A 14,588-nucleotide genomic window follows, 5' to 3' on the forward strand; every position below is an offset into this window, starting at 1 on the left:
GTGAATAGACAAAGGAGAGACCCGGTTACAAGGTCTCTCCTTTTTTTATTCCATATCAAGCATTCACAGGCTCTTTTTCTTTTGTATATCTCAACACAGGTTGACGGGCGGCTTTCGTCTCGTCAAGACGGTTGATAACAGTCGTATGAGGGGCTTCCTGCACGATTTCCGGATTCTCCTCGACTTCTTTCGCAATTTGGATCATAGTATCGATGAAAGAATCAAGCGTCTCCTTCGATTCCGTTTCCGTTGGCTCGATCATGATTGCCTCTTCAACATTCAACGGGAAATAGATTGTAGGCGGATGGAAGCCGAAGTCGAGCAACCGTTTCGCCATATCCAATGTCCGTACGCCCAATTTCTTCTGACGGCGTCCAGATAATACGAACTCATGCTTACAGTGCTGCGTGTAAGGCAGGTCGAAATAAGGCTCGAGTCTGCGCATCATGTAGTTTGCATTCAACACCGCATTTTCCGTAACAGCTTTCAAACCATCCGGACCCATTGAACGGATATATGTGTACGCACGCAAATAGATGCCGAAGTTGCCATAGAAAGGTTTGACGCGCCCGATTGATTGAGGAACGTCATATTTGAATGTATAACGGTCATCCTCTTTGACAAGAATCGGTTTCGGCAAGAACGGAGCCAATTCTTTCGTTACTCCGACAGGGCCTGAACCTGGGCCGCCGCCGCCGTGAGGACCTGTAAATGTCTTATGCAAATTCAAGTGGACCGCATCGAAGCCCATATCTCCAGGACGTGCTTTTGCCATAACAGCGTTCAAGTTCGCGCCGTCATAGTACAATTTCCCTCCTACGCCGTGTACAATTTCAGCCATCTCAAGAATATCTTCTTCAAAGAGACCTAATGTATTCGGATTCGTAAGCATGAGGGCAGCCGTATCCTGGCCGACCTTCGATTTCAAGTCATCAATATCGACAAGACCGAATTCATTTGACTTAACTGTAACTGTATCAAAGCCCGCCACTGTAGCGGAAGCAGGGTTTGTACCATGCGCGGAGTCCGGTACAAGCACCTTTGTACGGTGAGATTCCCCGTTAGCTTCGTGGAACGCACGGATCATCATGAGGGCAGTCCATTCCCCATGTGCACCTGCAGCTGGTTGAAGTGTCACTTCATCCATTCCGGTAATTTCTTCAAGATGTTCTTGTAGGTCATACATCATTTCCATTGCACCTTGGACAGTCGATTCATCCTGCAACGGGTGGATATTCGCAAAACCAGGGAATCTTGCCACTGCCTCATTGATTTTCGGATTATACTTCATCGTACAAGATCCAAGTGGATAGAAGCCAGTATCTACTCCGTGGTTACGGTTGGATAGTGCTGTATAATGGCGCATAATATCAAGTTCTGATACTTCTGGAAGCTCAGGAGATTCCTCTCTGAGAAGACCTTCCGGCAAATGGCTTGAAAGATCGATTTCAGGAACATCTAGCTCAGGCAAGCTATAGCCGATCCGGCCTGCTTTTGTAATTTCAAAAATGAGCGGTTGGTTGTCTTTATGCATGAAGGGCCTCCATTTCCTGCACAAGTGCATCAATTTCTTCTTTCGTACGTTGTTCCGTAACGGCAATTAAAACATGGTTGGAAAGCTCTGGATACGTTAATCCAAGATCATATCCGCCGATGATCCCTTTTTCAAGAAGCTTCGCGTTCACTTCTTTAACCGGCTTATTTACTACCACGACAATTTCATTGAAATGAACCCCGCCGTACTTCACTTCGATACCAGCTTTCTCAAAAGAACTTTTCGCATATGCGGTTTTTGCGATATTTTGGTATGCAATTTCCTTTGTACCAGCTTTTCCTAAGGCGGTCATTGCAACCGAAGCTGCAAGAGCATTCAGTGCTTGGTTCGAACAAATATTGGATGTGGCCTTGTCACGTCGGATATGTTGTTCACGTGCTTGAAGCGTCAATACGTATCCGCGTCTGCCTTCGCTGTCAGTAGTTTCCCCTACCAATCTTCCTGGCATTTTCCTCATCAACTTTTTAGTAGTTGCAAAGTATCCGCAATGCGGGCCGCCGAACTGTTCGGAAATGCCGAACGGCTGTGCATCACCGACTGTAATATCCGCGCCTAATTTTCCTGGAGGCGTCAATACACCTAGTGCAAGCGGATTCGCCGATACGACTAACAAGCCGCCTTTGTCATGAGTAATGTCTCCAATTTTTTGGATGTCTTCCACCTGACCGAAGAAGTTAGGATATTGCACGAGAACTGCTGCTGTATTATCATCGAGCAACTCCTCAAGCAATGCCATATCCGTCACCCCATCTTTATGAGGAATCGTTACCACATCGATAAATTGGCCCGCCGCGTAAGACGCCACTACGTCCCGCGCTTCAGGATGAACTGTTTCGGAAACGAGGATTTTAGTGCGGCGTGTATGTCCTGCCGCCATCGTCCCAGCTTCAGCCAATGAAGTGCCGCCGTCATACATCGATGAGTTGGCAATGTCCATGCCCGTCAATTCACAGATCATCGTTTGGAATTCAAAGATGGCTTGCAATTCTCCTTGAGAAATCTCTGGTTGGTATGGTGTATAGGCTGTATAGAATTCGGAACGCGATATGACATGATCGACGATGATCGGTTTATAATGATCATACACACCTGCTCCTAAGAATGATGCATAGGTGCGCGCATCCGCGTTTTTGGCTGCAAGTTGTGCAAGCTCCTTCGTCAATGCGGACTCCGCTTTCGCTGGTTTAATATTCAATTCACCTTTAAAACGGACTTTCTCCGGAATATCTTCAAAAAGCTCATCAACTGTCGCAATCCCGATTGCTGATAGCATTTCTTCACGATCCGTCTCCGTCATAGGAATATAACGATGCTTCATATCAACATGTCTCCTCTTCATTCATTTATCGTTTATAGAAAGGTGTGGCAATCAATTTCGCTTTCAGACGTTTGCCACGGATTTCAACTTCAACTTCAGTTCCTTGAGCTGTATGCTCCGTTGCAAGAAGTGCGAATCCGATATTCTTTTTCAGTGTAGGCGATTGGGTTCCCGTAGTGACTTCCCCGATTTCCTCGTCGCCAATGAAGACTTTATAGCCTGTCCGCGGAATTCCTTTATCGATCATTTCAAGACCGACCAGTTTCCTTGGAACACCATTTTCCTTTTGTTCAGTTAGCACTTCTTTACCTATGAAATCAGCTTCCTTATTCAACTTCACGACAAAGCCAAGGCCTGTTTCTAGCGGAGTAATGTCTTTCGATAACTCCTGGCCGTAAAGTGGCAGTCCTGCTTCGAATCGAAGAGTATCGCGGGCTCCTAAACCGGCAGGAACCACACCTTCCTCTTCTCCCGCTTCCAAAATGGCCGGCCATAGAGCGACCATCGATTCCGGCGATCCATAGATTTCGAAACCGTCTTCACCGGTATACCCTGTCCGGGAAATGAGAACATTGTGCCCTGCGACATCGACATTTTCTTTGAAACGGAAGAACTTGATTTCATCCAATGGTTCGGAAGTCAATTTCTGCAAAACTTCCTGCGCTTTCGGACCTTGTAATGCTAGTAGGCCGAATTCGTTCGAACGGTCATCGATGACCACATCTCCCGTCACATGCTGCTTCATCCATTCAACGTCTTTTTCGATGTTCGATGCGTTCACGACTAGAAGATAATCATTCTCTTTCCTTTTGTAGATGAGAAGATCATCTACTGTGCCGCCATTCTCATAACACATTGCAGTGTATTGCGCTTGACCGTCCTTCAATTTGGAGACATCATTGGTAACCAACCCTTGCAGGAAGGAAAGTGAATCTGGGCCAGAAACAAAAACTTCGCCCATATGCGATACGTCAAATAGGCCAGCTTTAGTTCTAACAGCTTCATGTTCGGCCTTAATGCTCGAAAACTGAACTGGCAGTTCCCAACCACCGAAATCAATCGTTTTTCCACCGTACTGTTGATAACTATCAAATAGTGCAGTGCGTTTCAAAGTTCCTGTCAAAGTCATATCCCCCTTGAAATGAATGATGAAAAAAAGACAGAAGTCCCCTTGTAATAAGAGAACCTCTGTCCATGTACCTGAAAGTTTGACCTTGCGGCTTTCCTCTTTGGTGGCCGAAATAATCGGCGCTCTCCAGAGACGCGTCATGAATGAGTCTTTTTGCCTGAGAGATTCATAACTTCCGTTACTTGCTCCTTCGGCGACGCCTAATGCGTGCTCTCCCCATCCAATCATCCGCCATATTTAATTAAAAATAAAATGAGTAAAATTCGGACAAGTAACTGCCCTTTCGCCTCATATCTTAACATTTTATTTTTAATAGCGCAATCCTTTTTGATGTATTATTAAATTGCCGAACGTTTTTTATCCAGAACTATTAATTGTTCGTGTTTAAATAAACAAATATTTCAGTGTGCAGTCATTGGATAGTCAATCTAACAATCTGAGACGCAATATACTGAGTAATCTCATTCAATGTCCTATTTGTCGTTTCGACTTTAAAATGAGCGCTTTGCAAATAAAGCGGCTTTCTCTTGTGAAAGAGCCTCTCCAATTCATGTCTGGAAGATCGCTGAACGATCGGTCTGTTGCTATCGGTGGAAATCCTTCGCCAAATATCACGGAATGATGAATTCAAAAAAAATACAAGTCCTGTCCTTCTCATAATTTTCCTGTTTTCCTCTCGCATTGCAACACCGCCGCCGGTCGCAATGATGCAATAGCTGTCATGGAAAGTACGTAGGAATTCGGTTTCCATTTCCCTGAACGACTCCTCTCCGTATGTTTCGAAGATTTGAGGGATTGTCATTCCTGTCCGTTTGGCAATTTCCGTATCCATATCGTAAAAAGGCAAATTCAACAATGTCCCCAGCCGCTTGCCGATGGCGCTTTTTCCGCTTCCCATGAAACCGACCAAGTATACTCTCTTCATATCTCTACCCGCCTTGCCTCATTAACTTTGATGTTTCGTTCTCGTAATGGAGTTCAATTGAATCGTAAGTTCTGTATAGATTACTATGCCACGAAACAATAGTAAAAAGAAAGAGGCTGACGAGAAAAAGTAAAATTAGCGAAGCCGCCAAAATGACTCCTTGCTCATTCTTGGCGAAACCCAATTGCAAATCTCCTTTCCCGCTTCCACCCGTCAAGCATCGTCACTTCCACATTGAGCTCATACCCTTCATGATTAAAAACGACACTTGAGATGTTCGTGAAGAGAGGTATATACCCAGTATTATTTATCGATTTTCGAATGACATTATTACTTTGGCCCACTTCTATTTTCCCTCTTTCATTTGTGAATGTAATGGCCCTGTTACCCATATGGACATTGAAATCGTCGACATCAACCAACAATGCTTGCAGGTCGATTGCAAATAGCTCCCACTCAGTCGCATAATAATCTTGTAATTGACGTTCAATCGGCAGTTTCCAATAAAAGAACAGAACGAAAAAATGAAGGAATATGCCCATGATTAGTAACTGAAACAAAGCTTCCAGAAGAGAGTATCCCAATTCATTACGGTGCTTCAGAATGCTATGCATTTCACGAATTCCCGTTCTATGTAATGATAGGTTACACAGATGCCCTCACCTTCAACAGACCAGTTGTACAATGTCTTCTCTATCCGGTTTGTCCCTGACACTATTCCGTACGAACGATAGAGAATGGCGCTATGGTAGGCGGATTCCGCTGCATGCATGCCGAGTCTCTTCACTTCAAGACGCGTCGACATAGTAGAATAGAATGGCAACAGCGTTCCAAAAATCACTGTAACAATGACAAGGGATAAAATCGATTCCGGCCATGAATACCCTTCTTCATTGATCATAGACGAGCACCCTCCCATGCTGTAGTTGCAATGTCAAACGCTTGTCACCGGTCGATGTACGCAAAATGACCGTACCCGGATTGATTATATGGCCTTTCGGATGAAACTCGATTGCGCTGATCCGATTGCCGCCCCTTACCCAGTGCATACCTTCCGGAAAATCAATCGTGGAATATGTCACTGAACTAGGGGCATACAAGCTATAGGATGTACCGGAATTCCGAAACTTGATTGCTGTATACGTTTCGTTCGCCATCGCATATGCCTGGGCATGATGAATCGTTGCTATGAATGTGTACAGCGCGTCTTCCTCGCTATGCCTCGTTATCCATCGGTCTCCGATAGGCAGTATTACAGCAGTCAGAACTGCGACGACGCTCAATACTAAAAGCATTTCCAGGAATGTGAAGCCGTTTTCGTCAGTCTTCATCGCTATCCTTCGGAGGATTTAGAATCGGGGTCGTAACTATACCGCTATCAATCGAAACTTCAGATCCATCCGGACACTTCGCACCATTTGGCAAATAACCACCTCTCTCCAAGTCTTCAATGCTCGGATTAGTATGCTTCTCCATTTTATATGCCGCAACCTGTCCCTCCACCATTTTCACATATGCCTCGCATCCCTTTTCATCAATCGATTTCGAATGTTTTGTCACGTTCGGTATGGCGATCAGTACCAGAACGGAAATGATAAGCAATACGATCATCATCTCTATTAATGTGAACCCTTCTTCTTCCTTGACTAGTTTCAATCTTTCCTCCTCCTTAAAAGTTGTCAAACGTACTGTAAACCGGCAGGAGCAATGCAAGATATGCAGCCAAGATGCAGACGGCCAATATTGCGAACAATATGGGCTGCAGCAGCGCAAGCCATCTTGCCATCTCCTCTTCGATCATGTCATGAAGATTTTCACTCAACAGTAAAAGTTCCTTTCCCAAGTGCCCGGTATCGGAACCATGCTTCGCGTAGGCGCATAACTCCTTTCGAAGACCAACTGTCAGTTGGATTGCTGTATCAAAATTCTCGCCATAGATCACATGCCCTTTGATAGTCTTTGCAATTTCGCCCAGGATGGGATCCACCTCTTGCTCAACCAACACTTCGAGTGAATCTTGTATAGATAGTCCCGACTGAAGAAGGCCACCGATTTCACCGGCAAAATCCCTTGTCTTCCATTTCGAATGTAGCGGACCGACAAACGGAATGGCCAGAAGGAAACGAATTTTTTCGAACGGCAACAGCCTACGATAGATAAGATTTCCAATCCAAGCCATTACGATAATTAACACACCGAATCCGAGCATTACATCGGGAATTTTCGATACAAGGAGTGGCAGCAGGGTAACAAAGCCGGTTCCAGCTTCATTCCTTGCTACAGCCATCGTTTGCAGATTCGGAAGAAAATAGCTTCTGAAAACTACTAGAAAGATGGCCAGAAAGAAAAAGAGAATAATCGGATAAACCAATAGACTCCGCAGCTTCCTCTTTCTTTCTTGAGACTGCTTCATTCTTTCTGCAATTCCTTTTAAGGCATCCGCCAATCTTCCATCCACTTCCGAGATGATGACAGGTAAAAGGATGTTTGAAGAAAACCCAAGTCTTCTAAGAATTTCTGTTACGCCAAGTCCATCCTTTAAATCCTTTTCTACCTGAATTAGCAGTTCACTGTATTGTTTGGAATGGTGAGGCATAAGCAGAACCAACCCATCATGGAATGTGTAGCCCTCTTGCATGAGGAGTGATAGCCTCCCTAAAAATGCTGGTCGATTCTCAATACGATGCCCTGGTCGTTTAACAAGTCGCCTTCCGTTCTTAACCACTGGATATCATTTTCTTCATGCTATATTTTTTTATGATGGCATCTATCGTCAATTCTTTCGGCACTGTTACATGCTCTCCTGAAATGATCCCTTCAGCGATGGATTCCAATAGATCGCCTTGGATAATTTCAAATACTGCACCGATGTCTCCATCTGTTTTTCTAATGAGACGCTGGGCAGATATGCATACAACCGTTTGCCTCAATTCTTCTGGTGTGATTCCGAAATCCATCATTCTATAGAAGCAGCCTTCCGGGTCTTTCGAGTGGACCGTCGTCAGTACTAAATGCCCCGTCAGTGCAGCCGCCACCGCTGTTTTTGCGGTTTCAGAATCCCTGATTTCCCCAATCATGATGACGTCCGGGGAATGTCTAAGTATTGCTTTCAAGCCAGCAGCATAGGTCATACCGGATCTTTCATTTACCTGTATTTGAAGAAGGTGAGAATGGTTGTTTTCAACCGGATCTTCGAGGGAAATCACATGTCTTTCAAGCTGATTGACACAATGGGCAGTAAGGGAATAGATTGTCGTCGTCTTCCCGCTTCCGGTCGGACCGGTTAACAAGACTAGCCCTTGTCTCTCTTCTGCGGCGCGCCGCAGTTTCATTTCCCAGACAGGCTCGATGCAGAGCTTATCGAGAGGGACAATTTGATCATGCCTTTGAATACGGATGACAACACTTTCTTTCATTTGGATAGAGGGAATTGTCGATACACGAAACGAGAAGTTCTCGTCATGCATTTTCTTGTGAAATGAACCACTTTGGGGTTTTCGTTTATCACTGATATCTAAGGAGGAGAGAAACTTATAAAAGGAGATCATACGGGCGGCCAACTGTGGGGGAAATGTGCCGGACCGTTCGAGTTTTGAATTCTTTTTGAAACAAATATCATACCGATCTTGCAGCGGAACGAGGTGGATGTCTGTCGCCTCATTGGCAATCGCCCGTTCTAATAGTTCGAAACATTTTTTCTCAATGAGATTATCACGGTTTTCCATTGAACACCCCTCTTTCAATAGGTGAAAGACCGCTTTTCACCTTACAACGAGTATACGGTGAACGATTTGAAAAAGGAATACTTATAAGTGAATTCGATTTTTAAAGCCCCTTTCCGGCTTGAATTCAATTTTCACATGGCATTTTCGGCTCAAAATCGATTTTTGGAGGTATAAGATCAATATGCAGTCCATGCATTTGTCACAATGTCGACTTGATAGGAGTTTACTTTTCGAATAGCTATCCATTATAATGAATAAGAGATCTTTGTATTGTTTTACGTTAAGGAGGGACGCACTTATGGATAACATGTTCAAGCTATGCGGTTTTTGGACTGGCATTTTCGCTGTAATGTTTTTCGTCGGCGATATGATGACAGCTTCCGTCATTTTCATCGCTAGCACTATTTTCTTCCTGTTGCTTGGATATTTGAATCTAACAGAGCGTATGTATATGTACATGTTTGGAGCTTACCTTATGATTTTCATGGTAGGATTCAGCTATTATGCGACATTCATTCACGTACCAGGTGCAGGACATTAATCGTCCTAAAAGAAAAAACAGCCCATCCGGCTGTTTTTTCTTTTAGGAAAATCCGTTTAAAAAGGGATTCATATCCTTTTCTTCTTCAGTCGTTGTCGAAGGGCCATGCCCAGGATACACAACAATCTCATCATCCAAAGTCAATAGCTTGTCATGGATAGACTGAAGCAAGGTTTTCGTATCTCCTCCGGGAAGATCTGTCCGGCCGATACTGCCCTTGAAGAGGGTATCTCCGACCACCGCAAATTGTGCCTCCTTAAAAACGAACGAGACGCTGCCGGGAGAATGACCGGGAGTATGACGGACCTCCAATTGGAATGGACCAATATTCAATTCACCTTCTTGAAGGAATTGATCAGCATCCTTATTTTTCACGAGTGGCAAACCGGGGTATCTAGAAGAACCATTCAAATCTGGATTTCCAAGCCAATCATGTTCTGCCTCATGAATATGAACCGGTATGCCAAAATGGTTCCTCACCCGATCCACTGCACCGATATGATCAAAGTGCGCATGTGTTAAAAGGATTGCAAGCGGTTTGCCATTCGTTTTTTCGATTTCGGCAATGATTCGATCCCCTTCCTCTCCCGGGTCGATCACTAAACACTCCCCTTCACGATTGTAGACTACATAACAATTCGTTTGAATCGGGCCTAATGGATATGTACGTATTTCAAGCATCCTTCACACCTCCTTTACCTGATAATAATGGACTTATAACTGGATTTCAAACAATCGTCATTTATATGCCTCGACAAAATTTGTAGGAAACAGTACAATAGAAGAGGAATATTGCTTAATCGGCATTCATTTTTTCTCTGTTGAAAGGAGTGTCTTCCGCATGAACATCTTAATGGTAATTTTCGGACTCGTTGCGATCTTTGCTGTAATTGGAACTGTACAAGCTTTCAAAGAGCGCAATGTGTTGAGCATTTTGTTCAATGTTGCAGCTGCCTTGATTTTTGGCGGTTTTACAATTGCAACAATTGTCTTCCAAGGATATCCACCTGCTCTTGTACATTAATTAGCATTTGTTATAAAAAACATCCCCTGCATTTAGTTGCAGAGGATGTTTTTTATTTCTTCAGCAGTGTACTGTTAGACATCAGTTGTCAATTTCAATCCACTTATGTTTTTCCTTCGTTTTCATGTCGATCAACTCATCCGACGTATAACCGTTTACACAATAACGCCTTGATGGCGAGCATTTTAACGGTCCTGCGTCCAACCCATTTGTAAGCTGCTCCAGATTACCGTTTTCAATGAGGTATAAATTAAATCCCGATGCCATTTCATCCAGTTGACCACTTTTTTCAGCGCTTTTCACAATCAGCCGATTTCCATCGAGCCATTCAATCTCCGGAGTGACCCACTCTGAATAATTGCTAACAGCAGGCAACGTCCATCCGGCAATAACAGTGCCTTCTAGATTTCTAACTGTATAGTTAAAAGTATCGTGATCGTTAACCTGAACGACAACGAGGGAGTCTTCAAACACATCATGATAAATCACGTTATCCATTTCAATTGTCCTGGTTTCCTCTGTATCTAATCGGAACAAACGGACCTCTCCTCCGTCAAGCGGATGACCGTTGAACAACAAGCCCATAATTCGGTCATTACTTGCCCATTTGGAAAAGGGATCATCAAAATTCACAACGGAAAGGCTATCATCTAAACCATCAAATGCAAACAGGTCAAAGGACCAATCTTCTTGAAAAGCTGCAAAAAGTATTTTATCCGGGTTATCTCGATTCCATTCGACGGAAAGCTCTATCGAATCAATCTCGGCCTGATGTTGTATCGTTCCATCCATTCCGATTACCTTAACAACTGCGGCATTTGCTTGTTCACTCGTATGTACTAACAGATAATCGCGGGAAGGATGGACGAGGACATCGATAATAAATGATTCATCCTTGTATACCAACCCCGATTCGCCCGTTTCGATATCGAAATAGTTCACTTTGTACATGCCCTCATCTTTTTCAACGTACAGAATCCGCGTGTCAGTCAGCCAATCTGCAATGAAATGAAAGCTCGAAGGGTCTGCTTTAAAGACATGGGGAGTCGGCGGTTCAGCTGGCTTTTCCACAAGATTTGACGGTTCTTCGATGTCAGGTTGCACAGAAGGCTGTACCTTCTGTTTCGAACAGGCTGACATGATGAAGACGCTCACCAGAAGCAGATACCATATTCTTTTCATTCGCCTCTCCCCCTTCCTTCATTCTTTCAAAAAAAATCTGCACGGTAAACGAACCCGTGCAGAACATAGTTGTTACGCCTGGATCGGCTTATTCCTGTTCTTCAACCCTATCTTTGTCCGTGAATCTTAGCAAGTCTCCATTGATGATCAAATCGGAGTAGCCAAGTTCGGTAGAAGCGCGGTCAATATACGGTTCACACGCCGCTCCTTCTGTTTCTTCTCCGGTTTTTATATCATAGCAAACCTCGTGAGCGTAAATATAATCCTCTGTCACCAAGCGTCCATCCCTGAAAATGACAAACGGTTCGTGATCCGGTGAGAATATGTCCGCACCCAACTGCATGTCTTCTTTCGTATCGATGCCTAGTAAATGCAGGACTGTCGGTCTCACATCCAGTTGACCGGAAAGCTCATGGATCGTTTTACCTTTTCCATTACCAGGTATATGCACGAACATCGGCACTTTTTGCAATTCAACATTATCAAGTGGAGTGATTTCCTTATCCAAATACATGCCCATCGCTTTATTGTGATTTTCCGAAATACCATAATGGTCTCCATACATAACAATTATGGAATTGTCATACAAACCGTTTTTCTTCAATTCTTCAAAGAAGATTTTAATGGACTCATCCATATAACGAGCTGTCTGGAAATATTTATTCAATGTTTTTGAATTGGAGTCGTATGCAGGAATCATCATATCTTCTTCATCCAAATCAAATGGATGGTGGTTCGTCAACGTGATCATTCTCGTTGAAAATGGTTGTGGCATTGTCTTCATCAATTCCACAGATTGTTCAAAGAACGGTATATCTTTCATACCCCAGTTGACAGCCTGCCCCTCGCCAATTTCATAGCTTTCAACATCGTAGAATTTCTGAATGCCCAAAGCTTGATACATGATGTCACGGTTCCAGAAGCTACGGTTGTTCGCATGCATGACACTCGTGAAGTATCCGTTCTCACCTAACTTTTCAGACATCGAATTGAATGTATTCCCACTGTTCGTGAAGAAGACGGCACCGCCATTTCGGCCGTATAATGAGTTTTCCACGATGAATTCAGAGTCGGAGGTTTTACCCAGCCCTGTCTGATGATAAAAGTTATCGAAATAGAATGTATCTGGATCATTTGTCAGTTCGTTGAGGAATGGGGTAATTTCATGACCATTCATTTCATTATTGATAACGAAGCTTTGAAGTGATTCCAAAGAAACAAAGATCACATTTCGCCCTTCCGCAACACCGAACATTTTCGGATCGGGTTCTGCATAATTGGCATTAATGTAGTTCGCCACTTCAGCCAGCTCACTGCCATCGGCAAGCGCTCGTTGTGCATGCGTTTTCGATTGGATGAACAGATCATAAATGTGATAATTGAATGTCCCTATATTTTTAACGAGCAATTCTCGATCGAAGCTTCGAGTCAACAGCTGCGGTCTTTGAGCTTCGGATAATCCTAAGTTGACCATCAATACTGTTGCAGCAACTACGAAATAGAGCTTGCGCCCAATGCTTCGTTGGCTTTGGGAGCTTTCCGAAACTGGGATGAACTTGATAGCCAATGCAATTATGATAACATCCGCAAAGAAGAATATATCCCAAGGATGTATATTGGCACCTACGGAAGACGATAGATCTCCAAAGTTGCTTGTTTGGAACAATACTGGCAATGTAATGAAATCATTAAAAAATCGATAAAACACAGCGTTGCTGAACATAACGATTGATGTTAGCAAACTGATTGAAAGTATATAGATATTACGTCGTTTTTCATTCTTCATGAATAAGGCCATGCCATAAATGAACAATAGAAAACTAAGTGGGTTAATGAACAGAATGAATTCCTGCATCACATTATCGATTTTCATAGAAAAGCTAGTGATGTAGCCAATATACGTCGTTAACCACGTAGCAATAATTGCAATGACGAGTATGGAATGTTTGGGCCAAGTTGCTTTTTTCATACATGATCTTCCTTTCATAAGTAAGACATCTATTTGTAAATTCATCTTATCTTTTGGACATACACTACATATAATAGACGGATGAAACGCAAAAAAGTTTCATTTTTAATTAAAAACTGGAGGGAATTGATTTGGGAAAAATTAATCAGACCTTTTACCCAATTCTCTTTTCAAAATTAGAACCGCAGGCAAGTAATCCTCTTTCATAATCAACCCATTTTCAAATAGCTCTTTCACTTCGGACATCATCATTTCGATATCTGTTTTTTGATTCCCTGTATATATAAAAATGCCGAACCGTTTAAGAAGTTGCAGGACATCTAAGAAATGATTCATTTGGCATCACGTATTTTCAGACATTGTATCACTTTGTTTTCAGTAATAATCATATTGACCGGAATGTCATGTTCTTCAATGGGCACGTCTTGGGAAGTTTGATGATTAAACGCCAATGATACCCGATTGCCGCAGTAGTCAGATAAATACCGATCATAATACCCACCGCCGAATCCGATTCTGAAGCCTTCATCGGAAAAAACGACTCCGGGAATAATCTGGAGGTCGATTTGTCCTTTATCAATGGAATCCGTCCTTCCGACTATCGGTTCCTTCAAATCCATATAGACCGTTTCCAGATCATCCAAGGACTTAATGAGTCTGAAATCCATCTCCCTTGTATCTGGGTTGCATTTCGGAACGGCAACTTGCTTTCCCGATTCCCATGCAGATTCAATCAAAGGAAGTGTATCCACTTCCGGAAAGCGAGATATAGTGACCCCGATCGTTCGGGCAGAAACATACTCCTCGCATGTATATAGACGTTCCAAAATCGCTGCAGATTTTCTAGCATGTTCAGAATGATTCATATCTCTCATGATTGTTATCATCATTTTACGTTTGGACAATTTACTCATAGAAGTATTCCCTCCATTCTGAAATAAAAAACCAAAACCCGTGAAGAGTTTTGGCATGAGCGATTATTTCGTTTCACGGTGCAAAGTTTGTTTCTTTTCACGTGAGCAGTATTTTTTCATTTCAAGACGTTCCGGATTGTTACGCTTGTTTTTCTTTGTAATATAATTACGCTCTCCACATTCTGTGCAAGCAAGTGTAATATTTACGCGCATTGTTGTCCCTCCCACTCATTAGCAATATAAATTAATATGAGCATGATTTATACGACTTTTCAATTGTATCATATCACACGGTGATGTAAAGAA

At 43.1% G+C, this 14,588-nt stretch carries 18 protein-coding genes and 1 riboswitch; of the genes, 2 read left to right on the plus strand and 16 right to left on the minus strand.

The window, feature by feature from the left end; genetic code table 11:
* Positions 1–55: 55 nt before the first annotated feature.
* The 10 genes from gcvPB to comGA form a co-directional block, all read right to left on the minus strand.
* Positions 56–1,534 carry an aminomethyl-transferring glycine dehydrogenase subunit GcvPB gene (gene gcvPB / locus OC538_RS03700; RefSeq protein ID WP_262173332.1) on the minus strand — a complete coding sequence of 493 codons (1,479 nt, stop codon included), beginning with the start codon at positions 1,532–1,534 and terminating at the stop codon, positions 56–58.
* The gene (gcvPA, locus tag OC538_RS03705; protein ID WP_262173333.1) at positions 1,527–2,873 is read right to left on the minus strand and encodes an aminomethyl-transferring glycine dehydrogenase subunit GcvPA; all 1,347 of its coding nucleotides are present in this window, start codon (positions 2,871–2,873) and stop codon (positions 1,527–1,529) included. Before gcvPA ends, gcvPB begins: the two co-directional genes overlap by 8 nt.
* 25 nt (positions 2,874–2,898) lie before the next feature.
* Positions 2,899–4,002 (minus strand): glycine cleavage system aminomethyltransferase GcvT, encoded by a 1,104-nt coding sequence (gene gcvT / locus OC538_RS03710; protein WP_262173334.1) that lies wholly within the window; start codon positions 4,000–4,002, stop codon positions 2,899–2,901.
* A gap of 135 nt (positions 4,003–4,137) precedes the next feature.
* Positions 4,138–4,230, minus strand: a riboswitch (glycine riboswitch).
* Positions 4,231–4,414: 184 nt separating this feature from the next.
* Positions 4,415–4,927 carry a shikimate kinase gene (locus OC538_RS03715; RefSeq protein WP_262173336.1) on the minus strand — a complete coding sequence of 171 codons (513 nt, stop codon included), beginning with the start codon at positions 4,925–4,927 and terminating at the stop codon, positions 4,415–4,417.
* A gap of 164 nt (positions 4,928–5,091) precedes the next feature.
* The gene (gene comGF / locus OC538_RS03720; RefSeq protein WP_262173337.1) at positions 5,092–5,541 is read right to left on the minus strand and encodes a competence type IV pilus minor pilin ComGF; all 450 of its coding nucleotides are present in this window, start codon (positions 5,539–5,541) and stop codon (positions 5,092–5,094) included.
* Complete coding sequence (locus OC538_RS03725; protein WP_262173338.1) at positions 5,526–5,828, minus strand: hypothetical protein; 303 nt, start codon at positions 5,826–5,828, stop codon at positions 5,526–5,528. The genes comGF and OC538_RS03725 overlap by 16 nt, the downstream gene beginning before the upstream one ends.
* The gene (gene comGD, locus OC538_RS03730) at positions 5,818–6,258 is read right to left on the minus strand and encodes a competence type IV pilus minor pilin ComGD (RefSeq protein WP_262173340.1); all 441 of its coding nucleotides are present in this window, start codon (positions 6,256–6,258) and stop codon (positions 5,818–5,820) included. Before comGD ends, OC538_RS03725 begins: the two co-directional genes overlap by 11 nt.
* Positions 6,248–6,583 (minus strand): competence type IV pilus major pilin ComGC, encoded by a 336-nt coding sequence (comGC, locus tag OC538_RS03735; protein ID WP_262173341.1) that lies wholly within the window; start codon positions 6,581–6,583, stop codon positions 6,248–6,250. Before comGC ends, comGD begins: the two co-directional genes overlap by 11 nt.
* 13 nt (positions 6,584–6,596) lie before the next feature.
* Positions 6,597–7,652, minus strand: a complete 1,056-nt coding sequence (gene comGB / locus OC538_RS03740; RefSeq protein WP_262173343.1) for a competence type IV pilus assembly protein ComGB — start codon at positions 7,650–7,652, stop codon at positions 6,597–6,599.
* Positions 7,645–8,652: a competence type IV pilus ATPase ComGA gene (gene comGA, locus OC538_RS03745; protein ID WP_262173344.1), complete on the minus strand. Its 1,008-nt coding sequence runs from the start codon at positions 8,650–8,652 to the stop codon at positions 7,645–7,647. Before comGA ends, comGB begins: the two co-directional genes overlap by 8 nt.
* Before the next feature lie 298 nt (positions 8,653–8,950).
* On the opposite strand from comGA, the gene OC538_RS03750 reads away from it, so the two are divergent.
* The gene (locus OC538_RS03750; RefSeq protein WP_251624533.1) at positions 8,951–9,193 is read left to right on the plus strand and encodes a DUF2626 family protein; all 243 of its coding nucleotides are present in this window, start codon (positions 8,951–8,953) and stop codon (positions 9,191–9,193) included.
* A 42-nt stretch (positions 9,194–9,235) separates the two neighbouring features.
* On the opposite strand, the gene OC538_RS03755 is transcribed toward OC538_RS03750, so the two are convergent.
* The gene (locus tag OC538_RS03755; protein ID WP_262173346.1) at positions 9,236–9,874 is read right to left on the minus strand and encodes an MBL fold metallo-hydrolase; all 639 of its coding nucleotides are present in this window, start codon (positions 9,872–9,874) and stop codon (positions 9,236–9,238) included.
* Between the two features lie 160 nt (positions 9,875–10,034).
* Between OC538_RS03755 and OC538_RS03760 the strand changes: the two genes are divergently transcribed.
* Positions 10,035–10,217: a DUF2759 domain-containing protein gene (locus OC538_RS03760; RefSeq protein ID WP_251694409.1), complete on the plus strand. Its 183-nt coding sequence runs from the start codon at positions 10,035–10,037 to the stop codon at positions 10,215–10,217.
* 81 nt (positions 10,218–10,298) lie between these two features.
* Here the strand turns inward: OC538_RS03760 and OC538_RS03765 are convergent, their stop codons facing one another.
* The 5 genes from OC538_RS03765 to rpmG form a co-directional block, all read right to left on the minus strand.
* Positions 10,299–11,399, minus strand: a complete 1,101-nt coding sequence (locus tag OC538_RS03765) for a hypothetical protein (RefSeq protein ID WP_262173347.1) — start codon at positions 11,397–11,399, stop codon at positions 10,299–10,301.
* An 88-nt stretch (positions 11,400–11,487) separates the two neighbouring features.
* Positions 11,488–13,368, minus strand: coding sequence for an LTA synthase family protein (locus OC538_RS03770; RefSeq protein WP_262173348.1), 1,881 nt, complete (start codon positions 13,366–13,368; stop codon positions 11,488–11,490).
* A gap of 141 nt (positions 13,369–13,509) precedes the next feature.
* Complete coding sequence (locus OC538_RS03775) at positions 13,510–13,704, minus strand: YqgQ family protein (protein ID WP_251694406.1); 195 nt, start codon at positions 13,702–13,704, stop codon at positions 13,510–13,512.
* On the minus strand, positions 13,701–14,282 hold the full coding sequence (locus OC538_RS03780; protein ID WP_262173350.1) for a 5-formyltetrahydrofolate cyclo-ligase: 582 nt from the start codon (positions 14,280–14,282) through the stop codon (positions 13,701–13,703). The genes OC538_RS03775 and OC538_RS03780 overlap by 4 nt, the downstream gene beginning before the upstream one ends.
* 63 nt (positions 14,283–14,345) lie before the next feature.
* The gene (gene rpmG / locus OC538_RS03785; RefSeq protein WP_060210366.1) at positions 14,346–14,495 is read right to left on the minus strand and encodes a 50S ribosomal protein L33; all 150 of its coding nucleotides are present in this window, start codon (positions 14,493–14,495) and stop codon (positions 14,346–14,348) included.
* Positions 14,496–14,588 lie beyond the last annotated feature (93 nt).

Source organism: Saccharococcus sp. Marseille-Q5394, from assembly GCF_946901335.1.
GTDB lineage: Bacteria > Bacillota > Bacilli > Bacillales_A > Planococcaceae > Sporosarcina > Sporosarcina luteola_C.